Here is a 26,596-nt window from a genome sequence, read left to right as displayed (position 1 = left end):
CGAGGAGATTTCAAAGCAGCGGGTTTAATGAATTTGCCCCCCCGACTGCTGCGCCGTTTGGTTAATGAGCAAAAATGGCGAAAAAACCTTCAAATCGTGATTTATACACACGTATATGGGGCGCAAATCCCTTGTTCTCGACGCACGTGTGTCGCGGCGACTGATGCTTGTCGATGCAAGCGCGGATCGAGTTCTGCGCGCCGGGGTAGCCCGCAAGGATTATTGCGACAACCTCAAGATCAAGAACACACTCGCCGGTGGAGATGGATCGGTTCTCTTTGAATGGCGGCTCGTGGATTGGCGAATCTGAAGCCCGACAATTTGGCGATCCAACAGCGCTGGAAGGACGCGCGGTCGCCTGATCGCGTACGACGAACTCGAACGCACGCCCTCGGCGCGGCTGTGGTTCGCAGGCTGAGGCGAGCGCAATTCAATTGAGGGAGAGAACGATGGCTGTCGTCAGAGAGGCAGAGTTCGGGTCCAACGATCTCTATACCGGGAAAGGTTATGCTGAAGCCCATCCAGGCTGGCATGACGAAGATGCAGGAACCAAGGCCGCGAAGATCGCCAAGATCGTGCGTGACAACAACGTCACCTGCCGGACGATCGTCGACATCGGTTGCGGAGTGGGAGGCGTTCTGAACGCTCTGCTCGAGCACGACATCTTCCGTGACTCGACCGCCGTCGGCTACGATATCGCTCCGTATGCCATCACCGCCGCCAAATCGCGCGAGCGGGACAATTTGCGATTCCACTGCGGAGACTTCTCGCATACCAGCGAAAATTACGATCTTCTATTGTGCATCGATGTCTTCGAGCACATCGATGACTATATGGGCTTTCTGCGAAGGATCAGAGAGCGCGCGAAATACTACGTGTTTCACATCCCGCTCGACATGACCATCCTCGGCGTTCTGCGAGGTCTGCCCCTCCAGCGGCGCAAGGAGGTCGGTCACCTGCATTATTTCGACCAGACGACCGCTCTGGCGACGCTGCGCGATACCGGTTTTGAGATTATCGACAACCAGTACACCCGGATGGAGGATTTCCTCCATGTTCATCCCGAATGGCGAACCGCGAAATCAACCCTCGCCATGGCTGGGCGGCAATTGGTTCGGAGCATTGCCGGAGAGGACCTTTCGGTGCGCGTCCTTGGCGGAGCCTCGTTGATGGTCCTCGCCAGCTAGTCGGAATTCCATCGGGAGCCAGAGTTCAGATCGGCTATCGCAAGGGCGGCGGTGGATCGGTCTGCAGCTGCGATCTGGTCATGGTTGTGAAGAAAAAGTACTGGTAGGTCGTCGTCAATCTGACCCACGCACCCATGCCGATGCCAGGATTGTTCACAAACACTCCATCACGGTAGAGGTACGGAGCCGAGGTGTCTCTCCACCAGTCTCCGCCGAAGTTTGCAATCAGATTTGCGTTCGCGCTATCGGTGCGCAGTTCTGCCAACGAGAACACTCCGTCGACCGTTTCAGGAGCATACGAGCCCCTCGGCTCCATCCAGAAATGATCATTGTAGCCGGGCGACGGCGAGCTCATCCTGATGCTTCGGTCGGGCTCAAGAATAAGATCCATCGTTGTAGAGGAGTTGTCGGAGAAATCCGCCACGTAGTGCCCGCCATCGACCGAATTCGTTGCCTGATCCTGCACGAGCCTCCAGCCGCCACTCGTCAAGTGTACATAGACGCGATAGTCCTTCAGATAGATATTGGCAGCAACGTTCGGAGCACCAGCTTGCGGATAGATCTGCCCCCAACCCGTCAGTGAAGTGAAATCAGAAGGCGGAGCCCCGTTTCCGGTGGCAGCAGCGCCTCCGGCATACCACGAGTAGGAGGTTCTGACACCGTGGGGATAGATGCCGGCGTCCTGCCCGGAATTTTGCGATACGACGCATTCGATAGATAAGGACACGCAAATGGGCTGATGAGCACGCTTGCCCCCGGCACCCGGTGACGGGACGAGAGCTTCGAGGACCATGAGCGCGGTGAGGGAAATGGCAAGGTATGTCTTCACGCAAGAATTCCTAGCAGGGGCCAGTAGAACAGCAGCGAAGTTCGGCTCAGATGGCTCCAGGGCTCCCCAATGCTTCAGTCCGCGAACCGGCGATCATTGGGGTCGGCGATTCACGCGATCCGGGGGCGCGTTCAACAGCAGCTTCAGGTTGGGCCAGCACCAGGAAAATGCCGAGTATCAGGTACGACAACGCCACCGTTTCCCTGTTGAAGCTGTCATCGAACAACGCCACCAGCGTTACGCCAATGAACATGGCAATCCAGAGGTTCAGAGGTTGGATTTGCGCCGACCTCCTTCCATAGCAAGCAACAAGCTTCTGCCGGTCCGACATTGCGGCCAGCGGAAGGCTGAACCAGAACACGGTAAAGGAGATCAGGCCGACCACGCCGGTTTCGAAGAACATTTCTACGAACGCACTATGCGCAAGCAGGACGAATGGGCTGTAGAGCGCCGTTTGACCGGGGCCGTATCCAATCAGCGGTTGTTCGAGTGCAAGCGTGGACAGATAGTACCAATGGTAAATGCGCCAATGGACGGAGCTCGGAGCCGTGCGCCAATCCCAAACCGTGTAGTTTCCGCTCAAGATATAATCCGGAATCGAGCTTAGCTCCGAAAACGATGCTCCAAATGGAGATGTCCATATGACGACAACGAATGCTGCAGCGAACGCCGGCAAGAGGGCAGGCCGCTGAGCAAAGATATATATGGCGAAGGTTACCCCGAGTAGCGCGACCCCAGTCCTTGACGCAGCGAGGGCGAGGGCGACGAGAAAGAACAGATAAACGACAATGTCATTGTATCCCATGGAGAGGCGTAGTTTGCGACGCGACAGCTCGCAAAGGAAGAAGACCAGCACCAATTCGAGACTGAAGGATACCGGGTGCGCCGAGGGCCCCGCCGCTCGTGCATGCTTGTCGTATGGCGATGCGAGCTCGGTATATCCGGCCAGGTATTGGAACAATGCGATCGCCGACATCAGAAACAGCAGAACCATAAAAACACGATGGATGTTCGGGCAAAAGCCGGGAGATTGATAAATGGAAGAGACCAATATCACAAGCATGAACAGGTAGACGTACCTGATGATTTCGTACCACGCGGCGTATTGATCGATGATGCTCCTCGTATTGACGACAAGCGACAGTACGGCAGTGGCCGTGAAGACCGACAAGCATATTAACAGCGTGAAGAGTCTCCGGTGTATCCTGACATCGCGCATGTTCCAGGCTGCCACGAGGCCGACCGCGACGATGATCAACGAAAGAGTCGATGAAATGCCGGTGCCGTACAGACGATCAATTCCGTTGGAGAACGATCTCACAAAAACAAAGAAAAGAAAGAATGTCAGGAGGGCATTCATCTTGAGCGCAACTCCGGCTCAGTCAGGGGTCGAAAGACAGCCCGAATATCGGCGCGGCGTCGCGCCGGCTGGGGACGCTTCCAGCGCAAGGCGGCCAGCACGTGCTTGCCGCCACGCCACCCGAGCAACGCGCTAGGCTGCATGGGGAGGGGCGGTCCGGCGCCGCACGTCCTGGTGTGGCTCGATGGCTCTGCGATAGCATCCGAGCGTTCGTTCGGCGACAGAGTGCCAGTCCTCTCGCTCTGCCAACCAGCGGCGCGTTTTCTCGCGGAGTTCGGGCGGCCACGGACTGCTTGCAAAGAACGCCAGGCGACCCGCGAGCGCTGATACGTCTCCCAAATGGAAATAGTGCGAGTCGTCTAATCCGATCTCCAGAAGAGCGGGAATGTCACTGGCGACGACTGGCAGGCCGAAACTCAAGGCCTCCAGCAGCGCGATCGGCAAGCCCTCGTGCGAAGAAGGGAGGACGAAAATGCCGGCATGGGCGTACAGCTCCTGTAGCGCGATGCCGTACTGAAAGCCTGCCACGACTGTCCCAGAGGTCGCCTCGGCGCGCGCTGTCACCTCCGCGGTATAGGCATTGGGATGTTCGGATGTCCCGACCAGCACGAGCTTCCATTCGTCGAGCCTGGCAGCGGCAAAGGCCTGAATCAAGTCGAGGTGCCGTTTCTCCGGAACCAGCCGGCCCACCGTCAGCACATATCGTCCCGGCGTAAGCCCGAACTTCTCGAGCGCTGAGGTGCTACTTGGTACGTCGGGCAGGGTGATGCCGTTTGGAATAAGGTCTGAGTTCAAGCCGTACTTGTCCCGCACCAGCTTCCGAATGGTCTGCGAGATCACGATGCGGCCGTCGGAGAACCGCATGCCCCAGGCTTCGCCAGCGTGCAGAACCGCCTTGGCCAGTCGGCCCCACTTCTCGCGGTCGTAATCCGGGCCATGATGCGTCACGACAACATGCAGTCCCAGCAATCGCGCGAGCGGCGCCATCAAAGCCGGCCCGATGGCCTGGATGTGCAATACGTCCGGTCGTTGCCATGCGGCGACCAGCACGCCGAGAAACGAATGCACAATCGTCTCGAGGCCGGACGCTTTCGGGCACCATACCCGCTGGTAGCGCACTCCGTGCCACTCGTCGCCACGACTGGGCGGCATATACGAGGAGCGGACGATCACTTTGACATCGCACCCCAACTTCTTGAGATGGGGACACAGATGCTCCGCGTGAGTTTCAACCCCTCCCTGCACATTGGGGAATCCACGCAGGCCAAGCATGATTACCCTCAGTACGAGATGATCCGCACTCACTACAAATTCCTCCTAAAATCTACAAACTATTCATGGACTCCTTGCGCCATTTACCGCTGCCGCCACCACCGAGGTTCGCCCCGGCAGCAGTGATCGGTAGACGGCAATCAGCTCGGCGTTGTGCTTGTCGAGGGAGAAGTGCTTCTCTACACGAACCCGTCCGGCGGCCCCCATCTGTGCGCGGAGCTCGCCGCTGCCCATGAGGCACTCGAGATGGGTTCGAAGCTCGTCGACATTGCCGGGCTCGAACAGAAATCCGGTCTCCCGGTCGTTCACGAGCTCAGGAATGCCGCCAATGCGGGTCGCAATGATGGCCTTGCCCTGCGCCATCGCCTCCAGGACCGACATCGGGCAATTCTCGCACCACTCCGAAGGCACAACCACTACGGATGCTTCGGCTATTGTTGTGCTCAGCGTGTCTCCGGAGAGGTGACCCGCAAACTGCACGTTTCGTGCAAACTGCGACTTCAAGTCATCAGTCAGCGGGCCCGTGCCCGCAATGACAAGTGGCCACGAACATCCCGCCGCCTGATGGGCACGCAACAGCGTCTCAGCACCCTTGCCCGGTGCGAGCCGGCCGCAGTAAAGAACGTATCCGTTGTCCCGGCCGCGCGGCGAAATGTTCCTGACATCCACGCCGTTGTAGAGCAGCACCGTTCGGTCTGGGGAGAAGCGGCGGGATACCGAATCCTGCATGAAGAGACTTGGTGCGATAAAGCGATCCACTTTCTCGTAGCTTCCGAGCCACTGTTGCGTGACCGCTTCGAGGTAAAGCGTGGCACTCTGCGCCAACGAGCCGTCGGAACAACGATGCGTCAGCACGTGATGGAAGCCGCCGGTGAGGCACAGCGAGCACAATTGGTTTCCGAGCGCTCGCGTGTGTACCGGACAGACCGGCTTCGTATCATGCAGCGTCAGGACAACCGGGATTCCGCGCGACTTGGCGACGCCGACGATCGATGGCGTCAACTGATGATAGACGTTGTGACAGTGCATCAAGTCTGGTCGCGTCTCGTCGATCAGCGATGCGAGCTTGCTTACGGCCTCGCGCGAGTGGATCAGCGCGAGGGCGCCCCTTATCCTGGCAAGGTAGCCGCCGTTGCGATAATCCTGGCGAGACACAAAATGAGTCGAGTAGGGTGACTCGATATTCCGCTCGTGCTGCATTGCGAAGTCAATGACTTCCACCCCGCTGCCCGTCAGGAATGCTCGTTCCTGAAACAGAACGGTCTCTGCGCCACCATTGTTGAAGAGGTATTTGTTAGCGAGGAGTACCTTCATTAAGGAGCCGTTCCATCGATACGCAGATCACAACAGCCACCCGCGCCTGGTGCTTTTTGTGCTCGACAGAAAAAGGCTACCTTGAAAGCTATCCGAGGCAGGTGGCGCATTCAGGGTGGGATGGGCGAATTGAGGGGTACCTATGAGTGAGTACCGGTGTCGCAGTTGCGTAGATGCAGCGGTTCCACGATAAATAGGCAATGCCTGCCAGTGCCTACGAGACGCTCACTGTTCTCACGATGGACAATTTGAAGATGAATATCGGCAGCGCGCCGCGCGTGGAATTAAACCGGCCTCAGATTCATGTGGTGAATTCTCTGACCAGCGGTGACGAGGGGGCGCCGTGAGGCAGAGTTTCAAGGCAGCCGTATTCCAGGCGGTGCGTTGGTCCGGACTGACGCCAGCTCTGCGCAAGATTTTTGCAGGCAGAGCCGCTATTCTGATGTTCCACGAGGTTCAGCGGGATTTCCGCTCAGAACTGATGACCGGAACGTCAGAGGACTTGTTTGAGTATTCGCTCAAGTGGCTGCGCCACGAAGGGTGGGAGATCGTCAGCCTGGAAACATGTCTTGAGCGGTTGGCAAATGATTCGCAGCCGCGCCGCTATGCTGTGGTTACCTTCGATGACGGTTATCGAGACAACGTTTCGACGGCGCTTCCGATCCTCGAGCGCAACAACGCCCCGTTCACGGTCTACGTTCCTACGGGCGCTCCGACGCGGACGCTGCAGTCATGGTGGCTCGGCTTGCGCGAAGTTCTTCGCTCGCGAGACACCGTTACCATTGACGCGATGGACATCCGGTTTTCCTGTCCCGATCTGAACAGCAAGGCGTCGGCCATGAGCAAGGTAGCGAAGTGGGTTCACGAAGATTATAACCGGGCCGAATTGCTCGCCCCGACGTTCCGCAATGCGGGTGTATCTCTATCGGCCTTGAACGACGTCTATTTCCTGGATGAACGCGAGCTTCAAGGCTTGGCGCAGCATCCTCTCGCTTCAATTGGCGGCCACACGGATTCCCACCCGGCACTGGCCTGTCTGGATGCAGCCTCAGCGCGAGCCGAAATGGCGGGCAACCGCAGCTATCTGGAGAATTTGCTTCAGAATCCCGTCCGGCATTTCGCCTATCCTTACGGCACCCCCGGAGCGTGTGACACTCGGGAGGAACGTCTTGCGGAGGAAGTCGGTTTTTCGACCGCGGTGACTACGCGGCATGGGCAGGTGTCCGATCGCAAGCCAAATCCACTGGCACTGCCTCGTATCGGCGTGGGTGGACAATTCGACACAAAGCTTGCGTTCGAGGCCCGAATGAACGGTATCCAGTCGGCGATGCACGGACTGCTGGGTCTTAGCTAGCAATCTTACACTCTGGTGATGGCGGTGAGCCGCTCGTGCGTGAGGCACGAAATCAGATCGCTCGGGCTCTCAATCTATGAGGCGCTCCGCCAAGATCATCCGTAGCGAGGCCCGGCGCGCTTATGCGCGACCGGCAGCCCGCTCCATCCACTGGTGGAAGCCGCTCCCTGGTGGGCAGGTTACGAAATTGTAGCCAATTTTCGGGTTCGTCTTGACCCTGTCCAGAAGGCCGAGTTCCTCGACCTTCGTAATTGCCCCGTCCATAGCGATGGAGAAGACCGGAAATCCTTCGGTATCGAGCATGTACCTCGTGGTCGTGTGGCTCCGGTCGTTGCCGTGATCCTCGTAGATGATCAGCGTATCGCGCTTTAGCACTTCGCGCGCCCCTTTGAAGGCCGAGATTTCCGCACCCTCGACGTCAAGCTTGACGACGAGCCGATCGCGGTCGGTCATCTGCAGCTGCCGTGCCAGCGAATCAAGCGTGATCGATACGACCGGTTCGACGTGCTTTGAGCGCATACCTTGCGACGTAACGATGTGTCGGGCGTCATGAGATCCGTCGTCGGAGAAGGACAACATCTGTCCGTCAGTCTCGAACAAGGCCTTGCGGCAGATCTCGAAGCGCCGATCGTTGGCGCTACGGTTCTGCTCGAGAATCGCGAGCGTTTGCCGCGATGCCTCGACAGCTATTGCGCGCTTGCGACCCAGCATTTCCGACGTGACGAGAACGGACCAGTACCCGATGTTGGCGCCGCAATCGAAGAACGTGTAGTCGACATCCTTCAGCCGCAGCAGAAGCATCGCTATGTCTGATTCGTAGGTACGATGGGGCTGACCGACAAAAAACGCATTCCAGTAGGCGTCGTCCAGCTCAAAGTACAAGCGGCTACCGTCCGCGAAATGGACGCAAGGCGTCTGGGAATGGATGAACGGACGGACCGCTCGCATTGCTAGTCCCATTCCACGCCCCGTACTCCGCGCAACAATCGTGTGCAGAAGCTTCACCAGCCCGATCGAAATCGGGTTTCCCGACACTTCGTAATCGAATGTATCCTGGTCCATGAGGTGCCGTCTCTCGCGCCCAATTCCGATTACAGCAGTCGCGTCCTCGTATGGCAACGAACGCATTCAACTATCTCCCCGAATCACGCACGTCGTGTCCCGACCGCCGCACGCGCGGCCGCAAGTCGAGAATGGTCGCGCCGGTTTCCGGCCGCACCGCGTCCATGAGCCGTTCGGATGGGCCTCGCCGCATTGTGCGCCTTACTAGCGCAATGAGCGTCGTGGTGGCCGTGATATCGATCCCCTCCGCGGCGTACATGTAGGCCGCTGTCCATACCCTGGTTGCCACGCCTGCGCAGGAGCCAGCAACTGCCGCTCCTAGAGCCCCAAAGGCCCAGGTCGCGCTGATCATGGCCAGGAGTCCCACGGCCCAGGTTGCTACCACGATTTGCATCGCGGCCCGCTGGTGTCCGGTCATATTCAGTGCGATAGGGCCGATGCCGAAGTATGTCGAGATTAACAGGCCGATTGCCAAGACCATCAGGACGCTGTAGGCGCGGGTGAAGTCTGCTCCGAACGTCATCAGCGCGAGGTCGCCGGCGGCCGCCAATGTTGCAACGCAGCCGAGGACGGCGACGAACGCAGCCAGTGTCGCTCCTGATGTGATGCGTGTGATTTCCGCATGACGATTTTCATCGAACAAGCGTGCCATGAGGGGCGCTGCGGGTACGCAGAAAGTTGCCAGAAAGAAATCAAGCAGGAACGCGATCCGGGTGGCAGCGTAGTAATATCCGCCGGCTTCCGGGCCGACCATCACCGAGACGATGATGACATCTATCGTGCCGCCCATCACGCTGGTGATGCTGGTTACCCAGAACGGTCCCGAAGTGGAAAGGATGTCGCCAATCCGATCATTCGATCGCTTCACCGCCACGGTGAATACGTTATAGCCCTCTGCGAGGCGTCGTAGGTAACCGTTCTGAGCGGGGATCAGCACGACCAGGATGCCGGTCGCAATCATCAGAACGTCTCCCGCCTGCAGCGGGCGGCCAAACGTCGAGAAGAGAACGCCGCTCAACAGAATGATGAGCAACCGCCACAAAACATCCTTGGTCATAAGCGCGAGGTTGACGGAACCGAGCGCGCGCCCCAACGAGCCCTGCATTTCGATCAAGGCCAATGGCAAGATCAGCAGCACGCTCGTGCAGTATTGCCACCGTCCGAATATACCATCGCGGCCGTGCGCGACGACGAACAAGAGGAGAGAGACCAGAGTAACGGCAATGCTGCCGAGACACGCCAAACGAACCTGCTTTGCAACAATCGAACCGATCTCTGGGAAACATTTCCGGACGGCGATGCTTGGTATTTCCCGCAGCACGCGAAACTGCTGGCCGAAGAGGCCGACCGTGGAGGCGACGACCGCGAATGTCATCAGCGACATGAGCGCCCCGTATTCCTCTATGGTCATCATCCGCGCAAAACTCACGCCGAAGAGGAAGGACACGGCGGCGCCCGAGCAGCGATAGACCATAGCCAGCCATGACTGCCGGAGGATATTGCTGAGCATGGTCACCGATCCGCCGGACGCCTGAAAAAAGCTCGTCATTGCGCATTCCAACGTTGGCTAACGCTACGCGACGCCCAGCGATTGTAATCGAGCTCTTCGCGGGCGGATGGTGGGTTGCGCACTGACTGAAGGTTCAAGAGCCAATTTTCCATCGTGTGGCGGATTGTCGCATGATAGAGGCCGAATGTAACTTCGTGGATGCGGAGGGCATTCGGCCCTTCCGGACTACCTACTCCGGTGGCCGTAACGAGAAACATGCTGCCTTCATCGCGATGAAGGCGGTTCGCCGACGAGCATTGTTCGACGGGTGATGTACGGGGCGTTTCAATCGAGCTTGCGGTATCGCGATCGGAGCCAATTCATGCGACTATAAGTCAGGATTGGCCTCCTTGTAGGTGTGTTGCTTCTCGACCTTGAACGAACCATCGAAATGGGGCTTGACGCCGTTCGCCTTGAGCCCCTGGACGACTGCAGTTCCTCCGGATGCGGTGGCTGCAGACCTGCGCGCGGGCGCGCGTTCCCGGTCCGACCTGTCGCGCAGCAATCCTATTCCGATCCCCAGGAGCATGCCGCCGAGGATCGCTGATCCAAGTATCAAGCGGGCGTTTGGCGAGCTGGCCGTGTAGGGGTGAGACACCCCCGTGAGCAGACGAGCCTCGAACACCGGCGCGGATTGCTGCTGCATGGCGTCCATGTAACGCAGCATCCGGAGGAAATTGTCATACGTTCTGGTGGCGGCGTCCGCCGTGGCTTCCAGTTCGCGGAGTTCGTCTTGCGTCGCTCCGGTCGATTGCGACGAGGGTGGACCTGCCCCAGCGGTGTTCGCGGGAGCCGCGACGCCATTCCTGGCCCTGTTGTAATCCGCTACGGCCTTTTTGGCAGTCGACGCCTGGCTGCTCAGTTCGTTGACACGTTCCTTGACCCATTTCTCGTTTTGCAGACCCCATTTGTATTTCGCGTCCATTTGCGTCGTGATGTAGGTCTCTACGACGGTGTCCAGGACCTGCGCTGCCCGATCGGGATCGGCGGAGCTGAAGGCGAGATCGACTATGTAGGTGAGGCCGGCGCGCTTCACCGAGAGCTTGCGCGCGAATGCTTCCATCGCATCACGCGTGACGACGTCCGTGTCCGGTCTGCTCCATCCGAGCAGCCGGGACGTCGACCGACCGAGTCGGTGCAGGACGCCGCCTGAGAATTCCGGATCCCCCGCCAAACCGAGCTTCGCGATCGCCGCGCGAGCGACGCTCTCGGACCTCAGGATTGCGACCTGACTCTCGACGGCCGTCGTTGCCGACGCCGTGTCGTTGGAAGAAGTCGTCTTGGCGTCGACGATGAGTTGCGCGGTTGCCGTAAACGTCGGAACTGCGACAACGAGATAGAGCAAGCCGGCGCCAAACATCAAGAAGCACGTCAGCAGTATGATCGAGAGGCGGCGGCGCAAGAAGGCGAGACCCTCCGCCACGAATTCGGCCGGCGAACCAAATTCAGGCGGCATCGTGTCCTGAGGTGCCGAATTGTCAGTTCTGTGAGATTGCAGCATTGTCTCGAACCTGCAGTTACTGGTGGCCTACCGAAGCCTCCGCCGATCAAACGGGAACGGGATCGACTGCAATGCCCTTGCGATCTTGCTGTACGGACTGCATGCAGCAATCGTCATCGCGCTAGAAGGCATTCCAATAGACCTTTCTGGAGAAGAGGGTCATGACGATGATCTTGAGATCGAGAAGGAATGACCAATTGTCGATGTAATAGAGGTCATGCTCGATACGACGTTGCATCTTCTCCAGGGTGTCGGTTTCGCCACGATAACCGTTGACCTGTGCCCAGCCGGTAATGCCGGGCTTGACGTTGTGACGGCGGGAGAATGACGAAATCAGCCGGGCGAAGCTCTCGTTCTGCGAGGTCGCGTGCGGACGAGGCCCGACGAGTGACATATCGCCGACCAGCACGTTGAAGAGCTGTGGAAGCTCATCGATATTGGTGTGGCGCATGAAGCGTCCCAACCGGGTCACACGTGGATCGTGTCTGGTCACCTGCTTGAAATTGTCGCCGTCCTCCGTCACGGTCATCGATCTGAATTTCAACACGCGAATAGTCTCGTTGTTGTAGCCGTGCCGCGTCTGACGAAATAGCACCGGCCCGGGCGAATCGAGCTTGATTGCGATTGGAATGATGACGAAGAGGGGACTGATGATGACAAGTCCGGCAATTGCGGCCGCGATGTCGAAGGCTCGTTTGATCGCCCGGTGGAACGGCGTCAGGGGAGACTGGAAGATGCGCATCGTCACCATGTTGCCGAATTGCGTGATGCGCGACACGGCCATGAGGTCGATTGCACCGACCGGGACGACGTGAACGTCGACCGGGAGCTCTGACAGGGCGCCGGCGAGCGCGAGGGCCGCCCGAACATCCGATTCCGAAGTCAGAATGACAATGTCATCCGCTCGCAGGGGCCGGCACTCTGCGATCAGTTCGCGGACATGGGATAGCACTTCGACCGCCCCGAAGTGCTCCGATGCCGAAGAGCCCTTGCGAAAGGTCGGCAACTCGAACGAGCGAATGGTCCGGATTCCGGTGGCGCTTACTCGTGCGGAAAAATCCAGGCAGTGGCTCGGTTCACCTATGAGGATGACGCGCCTGGCGTCGATCAGTCCGGATGCGATGGCAGGCTGCAGCAACGAGAAGCATATTGCCCGCGCGAAGAGCACCATGACGATAACGCTTGCCGCCTGGGCCATCACGGTCGCGCGCGAGTAGCCATCCGAGATCTTGAGAAGAAATATCGTTGAGATGAAGAAGGAGAATACGAAGAAGACGGCGCTGACGCCGCTCCATAGGAAGATGTGGCGGGGCTGCGTCTGGATCCGCGAATACTGCCGGAGCCCAACGGATACGAGCAGTTGCAACGTGGCAATCAGAAGAGATTCCAGGATGTATTTGGGAGTGTCCGGATAGTCGAGCGCAAGGACCAGCCGATAATAGAGGACGGCAGCGGCAAAAGCCCCAACGGCTACGAGGAGGAACTCGGCGCCTGCCGCCAGCACCAGCAAGGCGGCCAATCTGTTCTTGCCAAGGTCAGCCGCAATCGCCTTGCGGCCAGTGACCGAATGCGCCGAACGCTCGGTAGGGGCCGGCGAATTGGTGAAAAACGCATAACTCACCGGTTACTCCCAAGCAGTCCGTCACGCAGTCCGTCCCCCTGACAAAAACATAGCATTCGGGTCAGGAGGCGGATTGGCAATAAATGGGTAGCCGGGAGTAACTACGATGGTCAGTTGAGCCGAGGCGCTGCGGGATTAGATTGTCGATCAATCCGTGAGACCGAGCCATTGAGCACGCCATGCCGCACGCCAAGCTGCGTAATTTCCTCCGTCTTGACAACCGTCGCGGTCAACCAGGCCGTTGCGTCAGGTGGGGCCTGGTGGCTGTTGGCCTGACGATTTCCGCGCAGGCGAAAGCCGAATATCGAGTGAGCGTCGGAGATGTTCTGGAGGTCGCGGTAGCCGGCGTGCCGGAGCTGCGGCAGCGCGCGCCCGTCCAAGTCGATGGCAATATCTCTTTGCCGCTGGTCGGGATGGTCCCGGTCGCCGGCCTGCCGTTGCAGGAGATTCGGGCCAAGGTCGGGGCCGCAATGACGAGCAAGGTCTTTCGACAGAGGACCGTGGACGGCCGCGAGGTCGTGGTCGTGATAGATGCAGATCAGGTCACGGCGATCGTGGCGGAGTACAGGCCTGTTTACGTCAACGGGGACGTGTCGAAGCCAGGGGAGTATCCTTATCGTCCCGCGAGCACCGCGCGCCAGCTCATCGCCATGGCGGGTGGCTACGACATCATGCATATCAGGATGAACAACCCGTATCTCGAGTCGGCCGACCTGAGAAGCGAGTATGGTTCGCTTTGGACAGAACTCGCCAAGGAACAGGCGCGTATGTGGCGCATCAAGAGCGAGCTCGGGGAAGGGACGCAGATCAATCCAAGCGCTTCTCTTGCCGACCTGCCGATAGCCCGGTCGGCGGTTTCGGAAATCGTCAATGCGGAAGCCGAATATCTGAAGACGAAGCAGAGTGACTATCAGCAGGAAAAGGCGTACTTGCAGCGCAGCGTTCGGCAGGGAGACGACGAGGTCCGCGTGCTGTCGGAGCAGCAAAAGAAAGATGAAGAAGGACTTCAGTCCGACGTCGAGGACCTTCAGAAAGCGACCGACCTGTTCGGCAAGGGATCGTTGATCAGCCCTCGCGTGACGGATGCGCGTCGCGCGGTTCTGCTGTCGGCGACCCGGAGGCTGCAAACCTCTGCGCAATTGCTCCAGGTCAAGAAGTTGCAAGACGAGTACGCCAGACGGTTGGCAAAGCTCGACGATCAGCGGAAGCTTGATCTGTTCCGTGAGCTGCAAGAGACCAGCTTAAAGCTCAATCAGATTCGCGAGAAACTGCAGAGCGTCGGTGAGAAGCTTCAATACACTTCGATGGTTCGATCGCAGCTCGCACGGGGAGCCGGTAGTAAGCCGGATATTGCTATTATCAGAAAGAGCGAGAAAGGGCCGGAACGGATTGTCGTGAACGAGGATGCCGAGTTGCAGCCGGGTGATACCATCGAGGTCTCGCTGCGATACCAGGATGGTCCCGACGCGGCACCCCGAAAGCTGAGCAGTTCAAACGTTCCGGTCGTGATAGGCCGGACCGACGTGACCGCGGCAGACTCGCGGCGTGACAGCAGGTGACAAAGCCGGAAGCGGCAGAGTGATCGGGATTGGCACGTCGAGAAGACACGAGCAGCCACGGAGTTTGATGCCGCTTGTCCGTATATTTTTAGCCTATGCGACGGTGTCGCCGCTTAGGCATAGGCATAGGGTAATTCCGCTTGATCTGAACCTTGAATATTTTGTGACTTTTGCCGTTCTCGATCCGCTGTTCCGCTTCGCTGCGATCTGAACTTACAGAAGGGGCAACCTCCTTGTGCGGCTTCGTTGGCATCTTTGGATTTAAAGAATCGCTCGAGACGGCGCGCGGCCGGGCGCTCGAGATGGCCAAAACGGTCAGGCACCGCGGGCCAGACTGGAGCGGCATTTATTCCAGCGACGGCGCAGTGCTCGCGCACGAGCGCCTTTCCATCGTCGACGTGGAGCACGGCGCTCAACCCCTTCTCGACGTGACCGCGGGTCGCGCTTTGGCCGTGAACGGAGAGATCTACAATCATGTCGGTTTGCGCGCGGCGCTGAAGCTGCCGCACGCATGGAAAACGAAGTCCGACTGCGAAATCATCCTGTATCTCTACGACGAGTACGGCCCTGCCGTGTGCAATATGCTGAGTGGAATCTTTGCATTTGCCCTCTTCGATGAGCGCAGTGGCGATTTCTTCGTCGCCCGAGACCACATCGGCATTGTTCCGCTTTACATCGGATGGGGCAGCGACGGCACGACTTACGTCGCGAGCGAAATGAAAGCCCTCGATGGCGTATGCGAGACGATCCGGGAGTTTCCTCCGGGACATCATTACAGCGCCAAGGCCGGAAAGTTCGTCAAGTGGTATGATCCACAGTGGGCACATACTCTTCCAAGCAGGAAGGTGTCGCTGCAGGAGCTCCGATCTTCGCTCGAAGCTGCGGTCAAGCAGCAGATGATGTGCGATGTGCCTTACGGGGTGCTTATTTCCGGCGGGCTCGACTCGTCGCTTATCGCGGCGCTCGCGGCGCGCCACCGCTTCAAGCGGATCGAGTCGGGAGAAACCGAAGAGGCATGGTGGCCGAGGCTGCACTCGTTCTCGGTCGGCCTCGAAAACTCACCTGACATGAAGCATGCGCGAGACGTGGCAGCTCACATCGGCACGGTTCATCACGAGATTGTTTTTACCGTGCAGGAAGGATTGGACGCATTGCCGGACGTGATCCGGCACCTGGAGACCTTTGACGTCACCACCATTCGTGCCGGCACGCCGATGTATCTCATGGCGCGCAAAATCAAATCAATGGGCATCAAAATGGTGTTGTCTGGAGAAGGCGCTGACGAAGTATTCGGCGGCTATCTCTACTTCCATATGGCGCCGTCAGCAGAAGAATTCCACGACGAGACTGTCCGAAAGATCTTTGCGCTCAGCAAGTATGATTGCTGTCGCGCGAACAAGGCAATGGCGGCGTGGGGGGTCGAAGCCCGTGTGCCTTTCCTGGACAAGGAATTTCTGGACTACGCAATGTCGATAAACCCCGCCGAGAAGATGTGCCCTGGCGAGAAAATCGAGAAGGGCATATTGCGGGAAGCATTTACCGATCTGTTGCCGCAAGCGATCTTGTGGCGTCAAAAGGAGCAGTTTTCCGACGGGGTAGGGTACAGCTGGATTGAAAGCTTGAAGCGTCAAGCCGAGAATAAAGTCTCGGATCAGATGCTCGCAGAGGCGAGCAAGCGCTTTCCGCGGCAAACGCCGACGTCCAAAGAGGGATATTTCTACAGGGCCATCTTTGATGGCATTTTCAACAACCCGACAGCCTGCCTGACTGTGCCCGTCGGTCCTTCGATCGCATGCTCCACGCCGACCGCGTTTCTTTGGTCTCAGCAATTTGCGAGCATGAATGACCCATCCGGAAGGGCAGTGAAAGGGATCCACGTTCAGGCCATTGATCATGTTCGGTCAGTTGAAAACCTCAACAGTTCGAAGGCCCCATCGGGCGGACGGGTTGCAGCGGCGGAGTGAAATCGTCCTTCAAGTGAATTTCGGATTCCACACAGCGTCGCCCGGTGTTCGGCGGCAATGACGCCTGCCGGATTTCGTGGGTGAATCCGGCGCGCCGTATGCTGCGTCGGTCGCCGCGACCCGGCCCGGATGCCGAGACCATTCAAAGCCCGGCCCGCCGCGCGAAGCGCCGGCACTTGGCCTTTCTGCAAGCAACGCCAGAGCGACGCCTCAACGCCGCGTCAGGATCATGACATCGATGCGACCACCTCAAGCATCACTTCGGTCGCGCCGCCGGCGATGGAGAGGACGCGGGCGTCACGCGCGACGCGCTCGATCGCGCTCTCGCGCATGACGCCCATGGCGCCGTGGAACTGCACGCAATCATACGCGACCTCGTTGACGAGCTCGCCGCAGATGGCCTTCAACATCGAGATCTCGCGCAGGCAATCGTCATCGGCCGCCATGCGCCAAGCGGTGGCATAGAGAAACCCGCGGCTTGCCTCCACTTTCGCAGAAAGCATCGCGAGCCGTTGACGGATCGCCTGCATGTCCCAAAGGACGCCCCCGAATGCCCGGCGGGTTTTCACGTAGGTGAGGGTCATGTCGATCGCTGCCTCGGCCATCCCTATCGCCATGGCGGCGAGGACAAGGCGTTCGTTCTGCAAGTTGCGCATGATTGAGTAGAAGCCTTGTCCCTCCGCGCCGAGCACGTTGTCGGCGGGGATGCGGCAGCCGTCGAAGACAAGTTCCGCCGTGTCGGAGGAGCGCCAGCCGAGCTTGTCCAGCTCGCGCGCGACGCTGAAGCCTGGCGTTCCCTTCTCGACGAGGAACATCGTGATCCCGTTGCTTCCGGCCGAGGGATCAGTCTTGGCCGCGACGCAGTAGAGATCCGCGTGGACGCCGTTTGTGATATAGAGCTTGGTGCCGTCGAGCACGTAGGAGTCGCCGTCCCGGACCGCGCGCGTGCGGATGGCTTTCACGTCCGAGCCCGCATCCGGCTCCGTGATGGCGATCGCGGTGATCACCTCGCCGCTGATAATGCCCGGCATCCAGCGCGCCCGCTGGGCTTTGGTCCCGTCGTGAAAGACGTACGAGGAAGCCATGTCGGCATGGACGAGCATCGCGTCGGCGGCGCCGCCATAGGTCGAGCGCCCGAGCTCCTCGGCGAAGACCGTTGACGCGACAGAGTCCATTTCGGCGCCACCATACTCAGCCGGGTAGCGGATGCCGAAGAAGCCGAGTTCGCCCATGCGGCGCAGGATCGAACGGGGAATGAACCCGTTCTCTTCCCAGTGATCCGCGCAGGGCTTGATTTCCTCCTTGACGAACCGGCGGACCTGGTCCCGCAAGAGCTCATACTCCGCCGCCATCCAGGGCAGCTCCGGCTCTCGTGCCGCGTTCCAAGCTTTGTCCATCATCTTCATCCGATCTGCTGCGAGCCTGACTCAAAGGCTCCTGTCCCGCCCAAGACCAGGCGGAGACCTTCCGGCTAGAGTTCGACCTCCTCTCTCGGTCCCTCCGAGAGGGAAGGGGCATTGGAATCGGCCACCCAGCGCATTCCGTCGATGACTTCCGCCAGTTCGGCCAGTGTCGGCCGCTCAAAGAGGTTGCGAAGCTGCACGTCGACGCCGAAGATCTTTCGCATGCGCGACACCGCCCGCACCACCAGGAGCGACTCCCCGCCCAGTTCGAAGAAGTTGTCGTGGCGTCCGATCGACTCGAGCTTCAGGAGTTGACACCATAGAGCGGCCAGCGCCTTCTCGGTCTCTGTCGAGGGGGCGGCGAAGACCTGCGCCGGCTGGATGTTTTCCGCCGTCGGCTCGGGAAGCGATGAGCGGTCGATCTTGCCGTTGGGCGTGAGCGGCATCCGCTCGAGGCGAACGTAGTGCGTCGGAATCATGGACTCCAGCAGTTCTTCGGCGAGGTGCGCGCGCAGGTCCGCCACGGTCAGGGGTTTCGACGCAACATAGTAGGCCACAAGTCGTGCGATGCCGTCTTCGGGCGTCGACGGTTCGCCATGGCCGATTTGGGTCGTTTTCTGTGTCGCTGCTCTCGTCATCGAGGCGGCGACGGCGCATTCCTGAACGTCCGGGTGCTTGAGAAGCCGTGCTTCGATCTCGCCGAGCTCGATACGGGTGCCGCCGACCTTCACCTGATGATCGGCGCGGCCGAGAAATTCCAGGCGTCCTTCCGAGTTCCAGCGGGCGAGATCGCCCGTCTTATAGAGCCGCAGCTTCGAGCGCCCATCTCGGGGATCGGTGACCGTGCGGAAACGCTCGTCGGTCAGATCGGGGCGATTGAAATAACCTCTCGCGAGACCGTCGCCGGCAATGAACATCTCACCGATAATCCCGGGGCCGGTGGGCTGATATTCTATGCTGAGGACGTAGATGCCCGCATTCGCGGCCGGAACGCCGATCGGCACCGATGCGGATTGATCCCGATCGGTGTCGAAGCGGTGAATCATGCAGCCCACCGTGGCTTCGGTTGGTCCATACTCGTTGTAGATCTCGACAGGATGGGGAATAGCGTTGGTGATATCGCGAGCCAGCGCGGCCTTGAAGTCCTCACCGCCCACGATGAATTTGCGCAGTCTTGTGGTCTCTAGATTGCGGTCGCGGATCATCGCGAGATGCGCCGGCGTCAGCTTGATGATATCCACTGCATTGTCGTCGATCACCTTCAGCACGACCATGCTCTGCACTCCGGGATCGCCAAGATAGACCGCGATGCGGCCGCCGGTGATGAGTGGCGTAAAGAGCGTTGTGACCGTCAGGTCAAATGCGAGAGATGAGAAAAGGGGCCATGCGAGACTTTCGCCGGAACTGTACACCCGGGCGGCCCACCAGATGTAGTTCACCAGGCTTCGGTGCTCGATCTCGACGCCCTTGGGAGTGCCGGTCGAGCCGGAGGTGAAGATGATATAGGCGGCGCCGTCCGGCGTGGCAGCGGACGGTCGGGCCGAGGCCGGCTGATTCGAGATCGACTCGAGATCGGCGTCGAGCACGAAAATTTCGGCAAGGTTCGCGGCAATGCCCGAACGCAGGCTCGACTGGGTGATCGCCACGGGCGCCCGCCCGTCGGTCCCGTTGGAAATGTCCTGCAGGATTGTTGTGATACGCCCCTTCGGCGTTGCCGCATCCACCGGCACATAGGCCGCGCCGGACTTCAGCACGCCCAGGATCGCAACGACGACTTCAATGGAGTGCTCCATGAAGACAACGGCAATCCGGCCCGGGCCCACGCCGGTCGAGCTCAAATACGCGGCCATCTGGTTGGAGCGTTCGTCGAGCTGCCGGTAGGTCAGCGTTGCATCGCCAAAGCGGATCGCTTCAGCGTCAGGACTACGCGTCGTCTGGTCGCGGAAGAGATCGATGATCGTCTTGTCCGACGGATAGCGTGCCGCCGTGGCGTTGTAATCGACAACCAGCGCCTGATGATCGGAATCCTTCAGCAGGGGAAGCGCTACGCCCTCCGGCGCGATAGGTAGGACTTCGTTCATGAAATACGCTCCCGTCGGGAAAACTAAAAACGAAAATCACGTGTTCTGCTTCTGGGTTGCCTGGCGATAGAGGTCTGCGATGGCAGGTGCGTCAGGTTCCATCAGCATCGAGGCTTCGTTGCAGTCATCGGGCCCGAAGTAAAATTCGGCATGCGGCACTACTTGTAGCCATCGGTGTGGCGCGGCGCCCGATCGCAGCCAGGCTTTGTTGGGAAGGATGATGCAAACCCGACCGGAATACGGAGTGGGAGTGTAGCGCTGAAAAGCCGCGATCGCCGTGGATTTGAGCAGAGCCCTGCTCGCCAATACCGGGTCTGTCGCGACAGGCTCATTGCTCTTGCCAACGAGGGGTACGAGGGCGCGGACGTGCTCGCGCAGGCGACTGCCGAAATATCGGAGACGGGCGCCGAATGTCGGCAGCTTCGCTGTCTCATGCAGGAACGATTCCGCCTTGCCCCTGGCAATGAAATACAGCCGGCGCGGCCATTCCCCATAGGTGGTGGGGTGAAGCGGGCCAAACAGCGCAACGCATGAGACCTCGGACTCGCGCTGTCCCAGGATTCTCGCCAGTTCAAAAGCTGTTGGAGCGCCCGAGCAATAGCCGACGATGATGTACGGACCGGTCGGCTGATATTCGACGATCTGGCGGGCGAAGTACTCGGCGATATCTTCGACGCGATCCATCGGCTCGCTCTGCCCATCGAAGCCAGGCGGTTGGAGGGCGTAGAACGGTTGATCGACGCCCAGGTGCTTCGAGAGGTCCAGGAATGAGGACGGTGCCCCGACATGACCGGGGACTGCGTAAATGGGTATGCGTGTGCCGCGAGACTGCAACGGAACGATTGCAGACGGTTGCTTGGCCGCGGCTGTGGCCATGTTCAGAAACGCGATGATCTCGCCCTTCCGCCCCTGCAACTGATCGCGAAGCTCCGCCGTCAGCGCGCCGGCCGGGGCGTTGCAGCGCAGCCGGTCGCCATCCACCCAGACCTTGATGTCCTTGACCGCGAGGTCTGCGAGCAGCTCCGAAAACTGCATCACGTGCGCTGACATCGGGCTTTTCATCGATGAAGCTGACATTTCCTGTTCCGTGCGCCATCGCGGTGACTTCGACTCCGGATGACAGTTCATTTCCGGACGACCACGCTCCCAACATATCCAGGTTGCGGTACGAAGCTTCGGACAGCCCAATCCCTTTCATCCCAGGAAATCGGCTGTCCCAAGCCACACCCCAGCGCCTTGGAGACAGCCTCCAGCCGGGTCCAACGCTGGAGGAAGCCTTCCAGCCGGTCTTCCGGATCGAGGGCGGCGTAGGACTCGTATTCGGAGGTGGAAAGGCAGAGCGCTGCGATCTCGTCCGCTTCGGGCACAGGGAGGATTGCCTCGATGTCCACGCCGACCTCTTGCCTGATCGAGAGGGCGATGACCGCTACTTCTCCAGATCGCGAGGCGCTGAAGCGCACGTCGCGGGCGGGCATGCGGCGGGAGAGGTGGGGTTTGCCCAGCCGTCCATATTCCAGCTCGATCTCTGAAGGCGAAATTCTCAGTCTGGAAGCGAGGACCTGGCGCAGCTGCCCGCGGCTAACAATGAAGCGGCGGCGATCGCGCTCCAATCTCAATCCCGCGGCGCGCCGATGTTCTTCCTCGTTGAGGCAAGCGCTTAGCTCCCGGATGACGTCCTGCTCCACATGGAGCATGAATGCCAGGACCTCCAGACCATCATGCTCGAGAACCGGCGTGATGACCCCGGGTCTCAGCTCAACTGCTTTGTCCAAAAAGCTCAAAGGGGCGGTGCCGGCTCTGCGAGCCCCACATTCAAGTTTGCGATAGCCTCGCCCGTCAAAGGAACGACTATTTTCCCACTCGCTCTGTTCACAGGCACCCGTGCGAAAAGCCATCACAACTTGCTTTCTATTAGCCTCGATCCGGATTGCCGCCGGTAGGTTGCGAACGGTATTGCGATGGGCATTCGAGCGGACTGCTGATTGAAATTTTAATCGCGCACCGCCATGGCTCAATGGACCATCGTAATTACCCATTTTTTGCCAGTTCCCGTCCGGTGCCACGGATCGGACTGCTTGAGTTGAGTGACCTGGTGGCAAAGTGCCGCGTCCTTCCGCCAAAAGCGCAAGCGGGGGAATATTCCTGGGGGAATCGGACCGCTAGACGGTCAATGGATGCAGTCCAGGCGTCAGCGCCTGCCCCGGCCGGCAGTCAGAGGGGGAGAAGCACCGACATGGCCACATCGCTGACCTGGACATTGGTTCTCGCCAAGGAGCCCAAACCGATCGACTAGGAGCCAGCCCCGAATACGGAATACAGAGCCGCGGTCTTTTTTGGAAGATTCGTGGCAATGGTCCGTAGCATCCGCTTGGCACTGCGGAGCTTGGCCTCGATGTGGCGCTCTGGACTGTCTCTGCCGACAGCGATCCACGCCATGGCCTGCTCCCTGTTGGCCAGATGGGACTTGTGCCCGCCGCCACCGGCCAGGAAGTCGTAGCCACTTTCCCCGCGTGCAATGCTGTCCTCAATAGCCAGCACATGGCTGACGAGCCCGGGCTTGAGCCGGCTATCGCTCTCATAGAGAAAGCCGCTCTGGTAGTTCAGGACACGGCCGTCATGCACGAAATTGTACACGACCCCAATTGTCTCGTTCCCAACCAGCGTCCGTGAGATACGAACGGCCCCCGTCGGGACTCCGCGCGCAATCAGCTCCTCGTGAAACGGACGGAAGCCGGGATTGGCGAAGGCTCCCCTGCGTCCCCATCGCGACCGATGAAAGTCGCCCAGCAATTCGAATGCGGCGAGGGCCTCCGTCGTCGTTTCCATGATCCGGAGTTCAACGGGGCCGCGTTCGGCATACAGCCGCATGGCGCGGTTTACGGCCTGGCGCGTACTGCGGCCCAATGTGGCGCGATAATCCCCCCCGCGCTGGCGGACCGGGGCAAAATCGACCCACAATGCCGCATCAGCTTTTTTCACCTCGGTCACGAGCCCGGCCCGGCCTGCGGCGCGACTGGCAGTCGCCTCAAGGTCCGGATCAATTCCGGAGAGCACCAGCTGATCCGAGCGGTGCAAGCGGGACGTCAACGCATTGAGGCCTGCGGATATGATGGCATCGGATTGCTCTGCAAGAATACCGTTGTACTCGATGAACAATCGGTCGAAGCGAGTATCTCCCGTTTCATTGAGCAGCCAGCGCGTCCGCGCATGCGGCCCGAGACTCCACGCCCTCCGCCGGCAAATAATCGCCAGGCCAACGATCTTGCCTGATGACCGGGCCACGAGGACGTGTGGTCGCGCGCCATCCGGGATATGCCGCACCCAAGTGCCGATCCAGAGCCAGGACAGGAAGAACGAGTGAGTCACTCGCGCTTCGAGCTCCTTCCATGAGGATTCAAGCCACGCAATGCTCTCCAGGGCATCCAGGCTGACATCGGTAACCGTCTCAGGCATGCTTTCCCGTTCCAACGCCGGAGGGCTGAATGCGCGACGTGACGGGAATACCGAAGGATCGAGCTGCAATGTTCGCGCAAGATCCGATGATGGATGGCTCGTCACGCGCGGATATCCCTCTGGCAGACACGTCCTGGTTGGGCGTCTCTGACCGTTGTCTCGGCGGAGGCCGATGACGGCAACTATATCCGGAATTCGATCGAGGCGCGGACCCTTTCTGATTACCCACGGTAGCTGCTTGTGCCAGCGCAGCAACTGTGCCGAGGTGAAGCTGTGATCGACCGGGTTCGAGGCTGGTGCAGCGCGCTCCGGCCTTCGGCGTCCGATGGCCTCGATGCTCCGCCCGCTCATCGGGGCGTGTCATGGCTGACGTCCGATTTCTCACGTGGCGCTCGATCCCGAGGCGAGTTTTTCAAATCTCCGCCGCAGGTGATCCACGAGCAGTTCCGCACCGATCAACAGGCAGCCCGGATGTCCGCCGGGCACCTGTATCAATTCCAGTTGAGGGCTGAGATGCCGCCACGCTCGGCCATCGTGGTCGGCCGCGTAAAAGGCCACCGGGATCTCGAGCGGCGCCGGACAATACCGCGCCATTGCGATTGAATGAGCGTCCCACAACGCCGTTGGAATTGCGACCTTGGCGATCGCAGGCTGTTCGTTCGCCGGAAGCTTCAGGTATCGCTCCAGTCTCACCATTTGCTCGAAGGTCCAACGCAAGAGATAAGGCGAAACCAGCGGCTTCAGCAGCCCCAGGATCGCCCGTGGCATTGGACGGGCACTGACGGTCGGCGGGTCCACCATCGTAACCACATCAACCGTGTGGCCGGCAGCCATCAGCTGGCGGGCCACTTCGAACGCCACCATGGCGCCATTGCACTTGCCGCCCAGAAGAAAGGGACCGCTCGCTTGCCTTGCCAGGATGAACGGCAGGCGGTCGGCGGCCATCGCCTCGATCGAGCCCGGAATCGGCTCGCCATGAAGACCGTGGGGATTGATCGAGATGATCGGATAATCCGGCCCCAGAAGCTCTACCACCCGCCGCACACTCGCGTGGCCGCTGACAAGGTCGCCGTTGAAAAAGTACAGCGGAGACCGCGTGCCAGGCGCATGGGGCTGGAAGAACGGCGTCGTCCACGTGTCCGTTGGTGCGGAAACCCTTGCGGCAAATTGCCGGACGGTTTCTGCCCCGAACATGATGGTTTCCGGCACGGGATAGCCGACGAGCCGCTCGACCTCGATCAGCATCTCCATCGCGAGAAGGGAGTCTCCACCGCTGGCAAAAAAATCATCGTCAACGGTCACGGCCTCGTTCTTGAGCAGCCTGCGCCAGAGGGGCAGCAACTCGGCTTCCAAATTCAACGGCCCGTTCGCGACGGGCGCCGGCGTCGTCGCCTGGTGCCCCCGTGGCCGGTCGACCAGCTCGCGCAGACGTCGCCGCTGAACCTTTCCCGTCACCCCCTTCGGCAGATGGTCGAGCGTCAGAATGCGTCTCGGAATCTTGAACGAGGCCAGCTCGCGTTGAAGGAACAGGCGAAGCTCCGCAGCGCTCGCCTGCGCGCCGCGATGAGGGACGATGGCGACTGCGACGTCCTCGCCCAGGCGCGGATGCGAGATCGCGAAGGCCGCAGCTTCGGCGATGGCCGAATGTCGCAATAGCGCGGCCTCGATCTCGGCGGGAGAAATCTTCTCACCACCGCGATTGATCAGCTCGCTCAGGCGGCCGTGCAGCGAAAGGAAGCCGTCTTCGTCGAGGCTGCCGATATCGCCGGTGCGAAACCAACCCTTCGTGAAAGCGGCTTGATTGAGTTCCGGCGCATCGAGATAGCCCGACGTCACGGTCGGTCCACGAATCCAGATCTCTCCGCGCTCGCCGGCTGCCAGGGGATGTCCATCCTCGCCAACGATGGCCACGGTATCGGGCCAGGGTCTTCCGCAGGTGCCCGGCCTGTTCGGACCGGGCGGCAGCTGGTTGGCGGCGATCTGGGCCGCCTCGCTGGAGCCGTAATGCTCGAGCACCGGCACGCCGAGAGCGTGTTGCAGGCCGTCCTGCACGGCCCTCGGGAGCGGCGCGCCGCCCGACATCGCGAACCGCAAAGTGTGCGCCGGCTGTGCATTCTCGAGGCTTTGTGCCTTGTCCAGCACCGTGGTGTGAAGCGTCGGGCCTGCCGAGTACCAGGTCGGCCGCAAGACATCGAACCACTCATCGAGTGCGACGACGGCACTGTTCGCCGGGATGGCAATGCTGCCTCCCGTCAGCAACGGCGTGAAGACCGTCACTTTGAGCCCATGGGAATAGTAGGGGGGCGACACGCTCAGGCATCGGTCCCGGGACGTGAGGCCGAACCAGGCCTGAAGGCGTTCGGCCGCCGCCAGCATATTGTCATGGCTGAACGGAATGAGCTTCGGCTGCGCGGTCGTGCCCGACGTCTGCAGAATGAAGGCGGGGGAGCGCGGATCCGGCTCGGCGTCGATGGCAGGGGAGCCGGCAACTTGCACGGCGATCTCGAGTCCAAGCTGGCCCTGTCCGACCGGAGCGGCTTCTATGACGGCAAGCGTTCTGCGTGCTGCGGCCTGGCGAGCTTCAGGGGCACTGCCCTGCAGCACAACGAGGGCGCTCAAGTTGAGCATGTCGAGGCGCTGCTCGATTTCAGGCAGGGAGAGGCGTGGGTCGAGGGGCACCGCGACGGTACAGCAGGCGACTGCCACGATGGCGAGAACCGCCTCCGGGCCGTTCGGCATCAAGACCCCGATCCGGGTATTACAATCGAAACCGGCCAAGCGCAGCCGCCGGCGGATTGCGTTCAACTGGCGTTCAAGACCGTTGTATGTCAGAGGCTCGAAAGCGCTCGAGACGATCGCCGGCTGGTTCGGAAACCGACTGGCAGTTCGACCTATGACCTGGCTTATTGTGAGCCGGGCTTCCGACTCCCCATGGTCGCGAGCGTGGAAGCTCTCGGAACACATGGTGGCGGCAGGCGTCTCGTTGTCCAGAAGCATTCCGTCCTACCTTGAACAACGTAAGTCGGCTCGCACAACCATAGCGCGCCGCTCCCGAAGATGCCTTGCTGTACAGCAAGTGATGGCGGC

19 protein-coding genes are annotated in these 26,596 nt (G+C 60.1%); 5 read left to right on the top strand and 14 right to left on the bottom strand.

From position 1 onward, the window contains the following. Positions 1 to 449 precede the first annotated feature (449 nt). Positions 450 to 1,187 (top strand): class I SAM-dependent methyltransferase, encoded by a 738-nt coding sequence (locus ACVMIH_RS25625; RefSeq protein ID WP_456863810.1) that lies wholly within the window; start codon positions 450 to 452, stop codon positions 1,185 to 1,187. A gap of 34 nt (positions 1,188 to 1,221) precedes the next feature. Here the strand turns inward: ACVMIH_RS25625 and ACVMIH_RS25620 are convergent, their stop codons facing one another. The 4 genes from ACVMIH_RS25620 to ACVMIH_RS25605 all read right to left on the bottom strand — a co-directional run bounded on the left by ACVMIH_RS25620 (position 1,222) and on the right by ACVMIH_RS25605 (position 5,962). Continuing rightward, entirely contained in the window at positions 1,222 to 2,016 is a 795-nt protein-coding gene (locus ACVMIH_RS25620; RefSeq protein WP_057021162.1) for a hypothetical protein, read from the bottom strand. A 46-nt stretch (positions 2,017 to 2,062) separates the two neighbouring features. Then, positions 2,063 to 3,376 carry an O-antigen ligase family protein gene (locus ACVMIH_RS25615; protein WP_076834826.1) on the bottom strand — a complete coding sequence of 438 codons (1,314 nt, stop codon included), beginning with the start codon at positions 3,374 to 3,376 and terminating at the stop codon, positions 2,063 to 2,065. A gap of 132 nt (positions 3,377 to 3,508) precedes the next feature. Beyond that, a complete protein-coding gene (locus ACVMIH_RS25610; RefSeq protein ID WP_076834944.1) occupies positions 3,509 to 4,648 on the bottom strand; it encodes a glycosyltransferase family 4 protein in 1,140 nt (379 codons plus the stop codon). Positions 4,649 to 4,711: 63 nt separating this feature from the next. Then, complete coding sequence (locus ACVMIH_RS25605; RefSeq protein ID WP_057021164.1) at positions 4,712 to 5,962, bottom strand: glycosyltransferase family 4 protein; 1,251 nt, start codon at positions 5,960 to 5,962, stop codon at positions 4,712 to 4,714. Positions 5,963 to 6,162: 200 nt separating this feature from the next. Here ACVMIH_RS25605 and ACVMIH_RS25600 point away from each other — a divergent pair, with 200 nt between their 5' ends. Then, the gene (locus ACVMIH_RS25600) at positions 6,163 to 6,309 is read left to right on the top strand and encodes a hypothetical protein (protein ID WP_156436591.1); all 147 of its coding nucleotides are present in this window, start codon (positions 6,163 to 6,165) and stop codon (positions 6,307 to 6,309) included. Then, a complete protein-coding gene (locus ACVMIH_RS25595; protein WP_244559018.1) occupies positions 6,306 to 7,316 on the top strand; it encodes a polysaccharide deacetylase family protein in 1,011 nt (336 codons plus the stop codon). Before ACVMIH_RS25600 ends, ACVMIH_RS25595 begins: the two co-directional genes overlap by 4 nt. 120 nt (positions 7,317 to 7,436) lie before the next feature. On the opposite strand, the gene ACVMIH_RS25590 is transcribed toward ACVMIH_RS25595, so the two are convergent. The 4 genes from ACVMIH_RS25590 to ACVMIH_RS25575 form a co-directional block, all read right to left on the bottom strand. Continuing rightward, positions 7,437 to 8,378: an FkbM family methyltransferase gene (locus ACVMIH_RS25590; protein ID WP_244559019.1), complete on the bottom strand. Its 942-nt coding sequence runs from the start codon at positions 8,376 to 8,378 to the stop codon at positions 7,437 to 7,439. Between the two features lie 70 nt (positions 8,379 to 8,448). Beyond that, positions 8,449 to 9,927, bottom strand: a complete 1,479-nt coding sequence (locus tag ACVMIH_RS25585; protein ID WP_245311904.1) for an oligosaccharide flippase family protein — start codon at positions 9,925 to 9,927, stop codon at positions 8,449 to 8,451. 328 nt (positions 9,928 to 10,255) lie between these two features. Then, a complete protein-coding gene (locus tag ACVMIH_RS25580) occupies positions 10,256 to 11,383 on the bottom strand; it encodes a GumC family protein (protein WP_076834827.1) in 1,128 nt (375 codons plus the stop codon). A 166-nt stretch (positions 11,384 to 11,549) separates the two neighbouring features. Continuing rightward, a complete protein-coding gene (locus tag ACVMIH_RS25575; RefSeq protein ID WP_057021166.1) occupies positions 11,550 to 13,049 on the bottom strand; it encodes an undecaprenyl-phosphate glucose phosphotransferase in 1,500 nt (499 codons plus the stop codon). A gap of 179 nt (positions 13,050 to 13,228) precedes the next feature. On the opposite strand from ACVMIH_RS25575, the gene ACVMIH_RS25570 reads away from it, so the two are divergent. Both ACVMIH_RS25570 and asnB read left to right on the top strand, forming a co-directional pair. Beyond that, positions 13,229 to 14,608 carry a polysaccharide biosynthesis/export family protein gene (locus ACVMIH_RS25570; RefSeq protein WP_253588587.1) on the top strand — a complete coding sequence of 460 codons (1,380 nt, stop codon included), beginning with the start codon at positions 13,229 to 13,231 and terminating at the stop codon, positions 14,606 to 14,608. A 233-nt stretch (positions 14,609 to 14,841) separates the two neighbouring features. Continuing rightward, positions 14,842 to 16,572: an asparagine synthase B gene (gene asnB, locus ACVMIH_RS25565; protein ID WP_456854496.1), complete on the top strand. Its 1,731-nt coding sequence runs from the start codon at positions 14,842 to 14,844 to the stop codon at positions 16,570 to 16,572. A 227-nt stretch (positions 16,573 to 16,799) separates the two neighbouring features. Here the strand turns inward: asnB and ACVMIH_RS25560 are convergent, their stop codons facing one another. From ACVMIH_RS25560 to ACVMIH_RS25535, 6 genes are all read right to left on the bottom strand, one after another. Further along, the gene (locus ACVMIH_RS25560) at positions 16,800 to 17,978 is read right to left on the bottom strand and encodes an acyl-CoA dehydrogenase family protein (RefSeq protein ID WP_253588589.1); all 1,179 of its coding nucleotides are present in this window, start codon (positions 17,976 to 17,978) and stop codon (positions 16,800 to 16,802) included. 65 nt (positions 17,979 to 18,043) lie between these two features. Continuing rightward, positions 18,044 to 20,056, bottom strand: a complete 2,013-nt coding sequence (locus tag ACVMIH_RS25555) for a non-ribosomal peptide synthetase (protein ID WP_456854497.1) — start codon at positions 20,054 to 20,056, stop codon at positions 18,044 to 18,046. A gap of 36 nt (positions 20,057 to 20,092) precedes the next feature. Next, positions 20,093 to 21,133, bottom strand: coding sequence for a thioesterase domain-containing protein (locus tag ACVMIH_RS25550; RefSeq protein WP_244559021.1), 1,041 nt, complete (start codon positions 21,131 to 21,133; stop codon positions 20,093 to 20,095). Between the two features lie 47 nt (positions 21,134 to 21,180). Then, a complete protein-coding gene (locus tag ACVMIH_RS25545) occupies positions 21,181 to 22,092 on the bottom strand; it encodes a 4'-phosphopantetheinyl transferase family protein (protein ID WP_456863807.1) in 912 nt (303 codons plus the stop codon). A gap of 253 nt (positions 22,093 to 22,345) precedes the next feature. After that, positions 22,346 to 23,509 carry a GNAT family N-acetyltransferase gene (locus tag ACVMIH_RS25540; RefSeq protein ID WP_076834834.1) on the bottom strand — a complete coding sequence of 388 codons (1,164 nt, stop codon included), beginning with the start codon at positions 23,507 to 23,509 and terminating at the stop codon, positions 22,346 to 22,348. Between the two features lie 381 nt (positions 23,510 to 23,890). Further along, complete coding sequence (locus tag ACVMIH_RS25535) at positions 23,891 to 26,506, bottom strand: AMP-binding protein (protein ID WP_456863804.1); 2,616 nt, start codon at positions 26,504 to 26,506, stop codon at positions 23,891 to 23,893. Positions 26,507 to 26,596 lie beyond the last annotated feature (90 nt).

The organism is Bradyrhizobium sp. USDA 4503, from assembly GCF_054055815.1.
The sequence above is the reverse complement of the archived record's forward strand: the minus strand, read 5'-3'. Positions and strand labels throughout refer to the sequence as shown.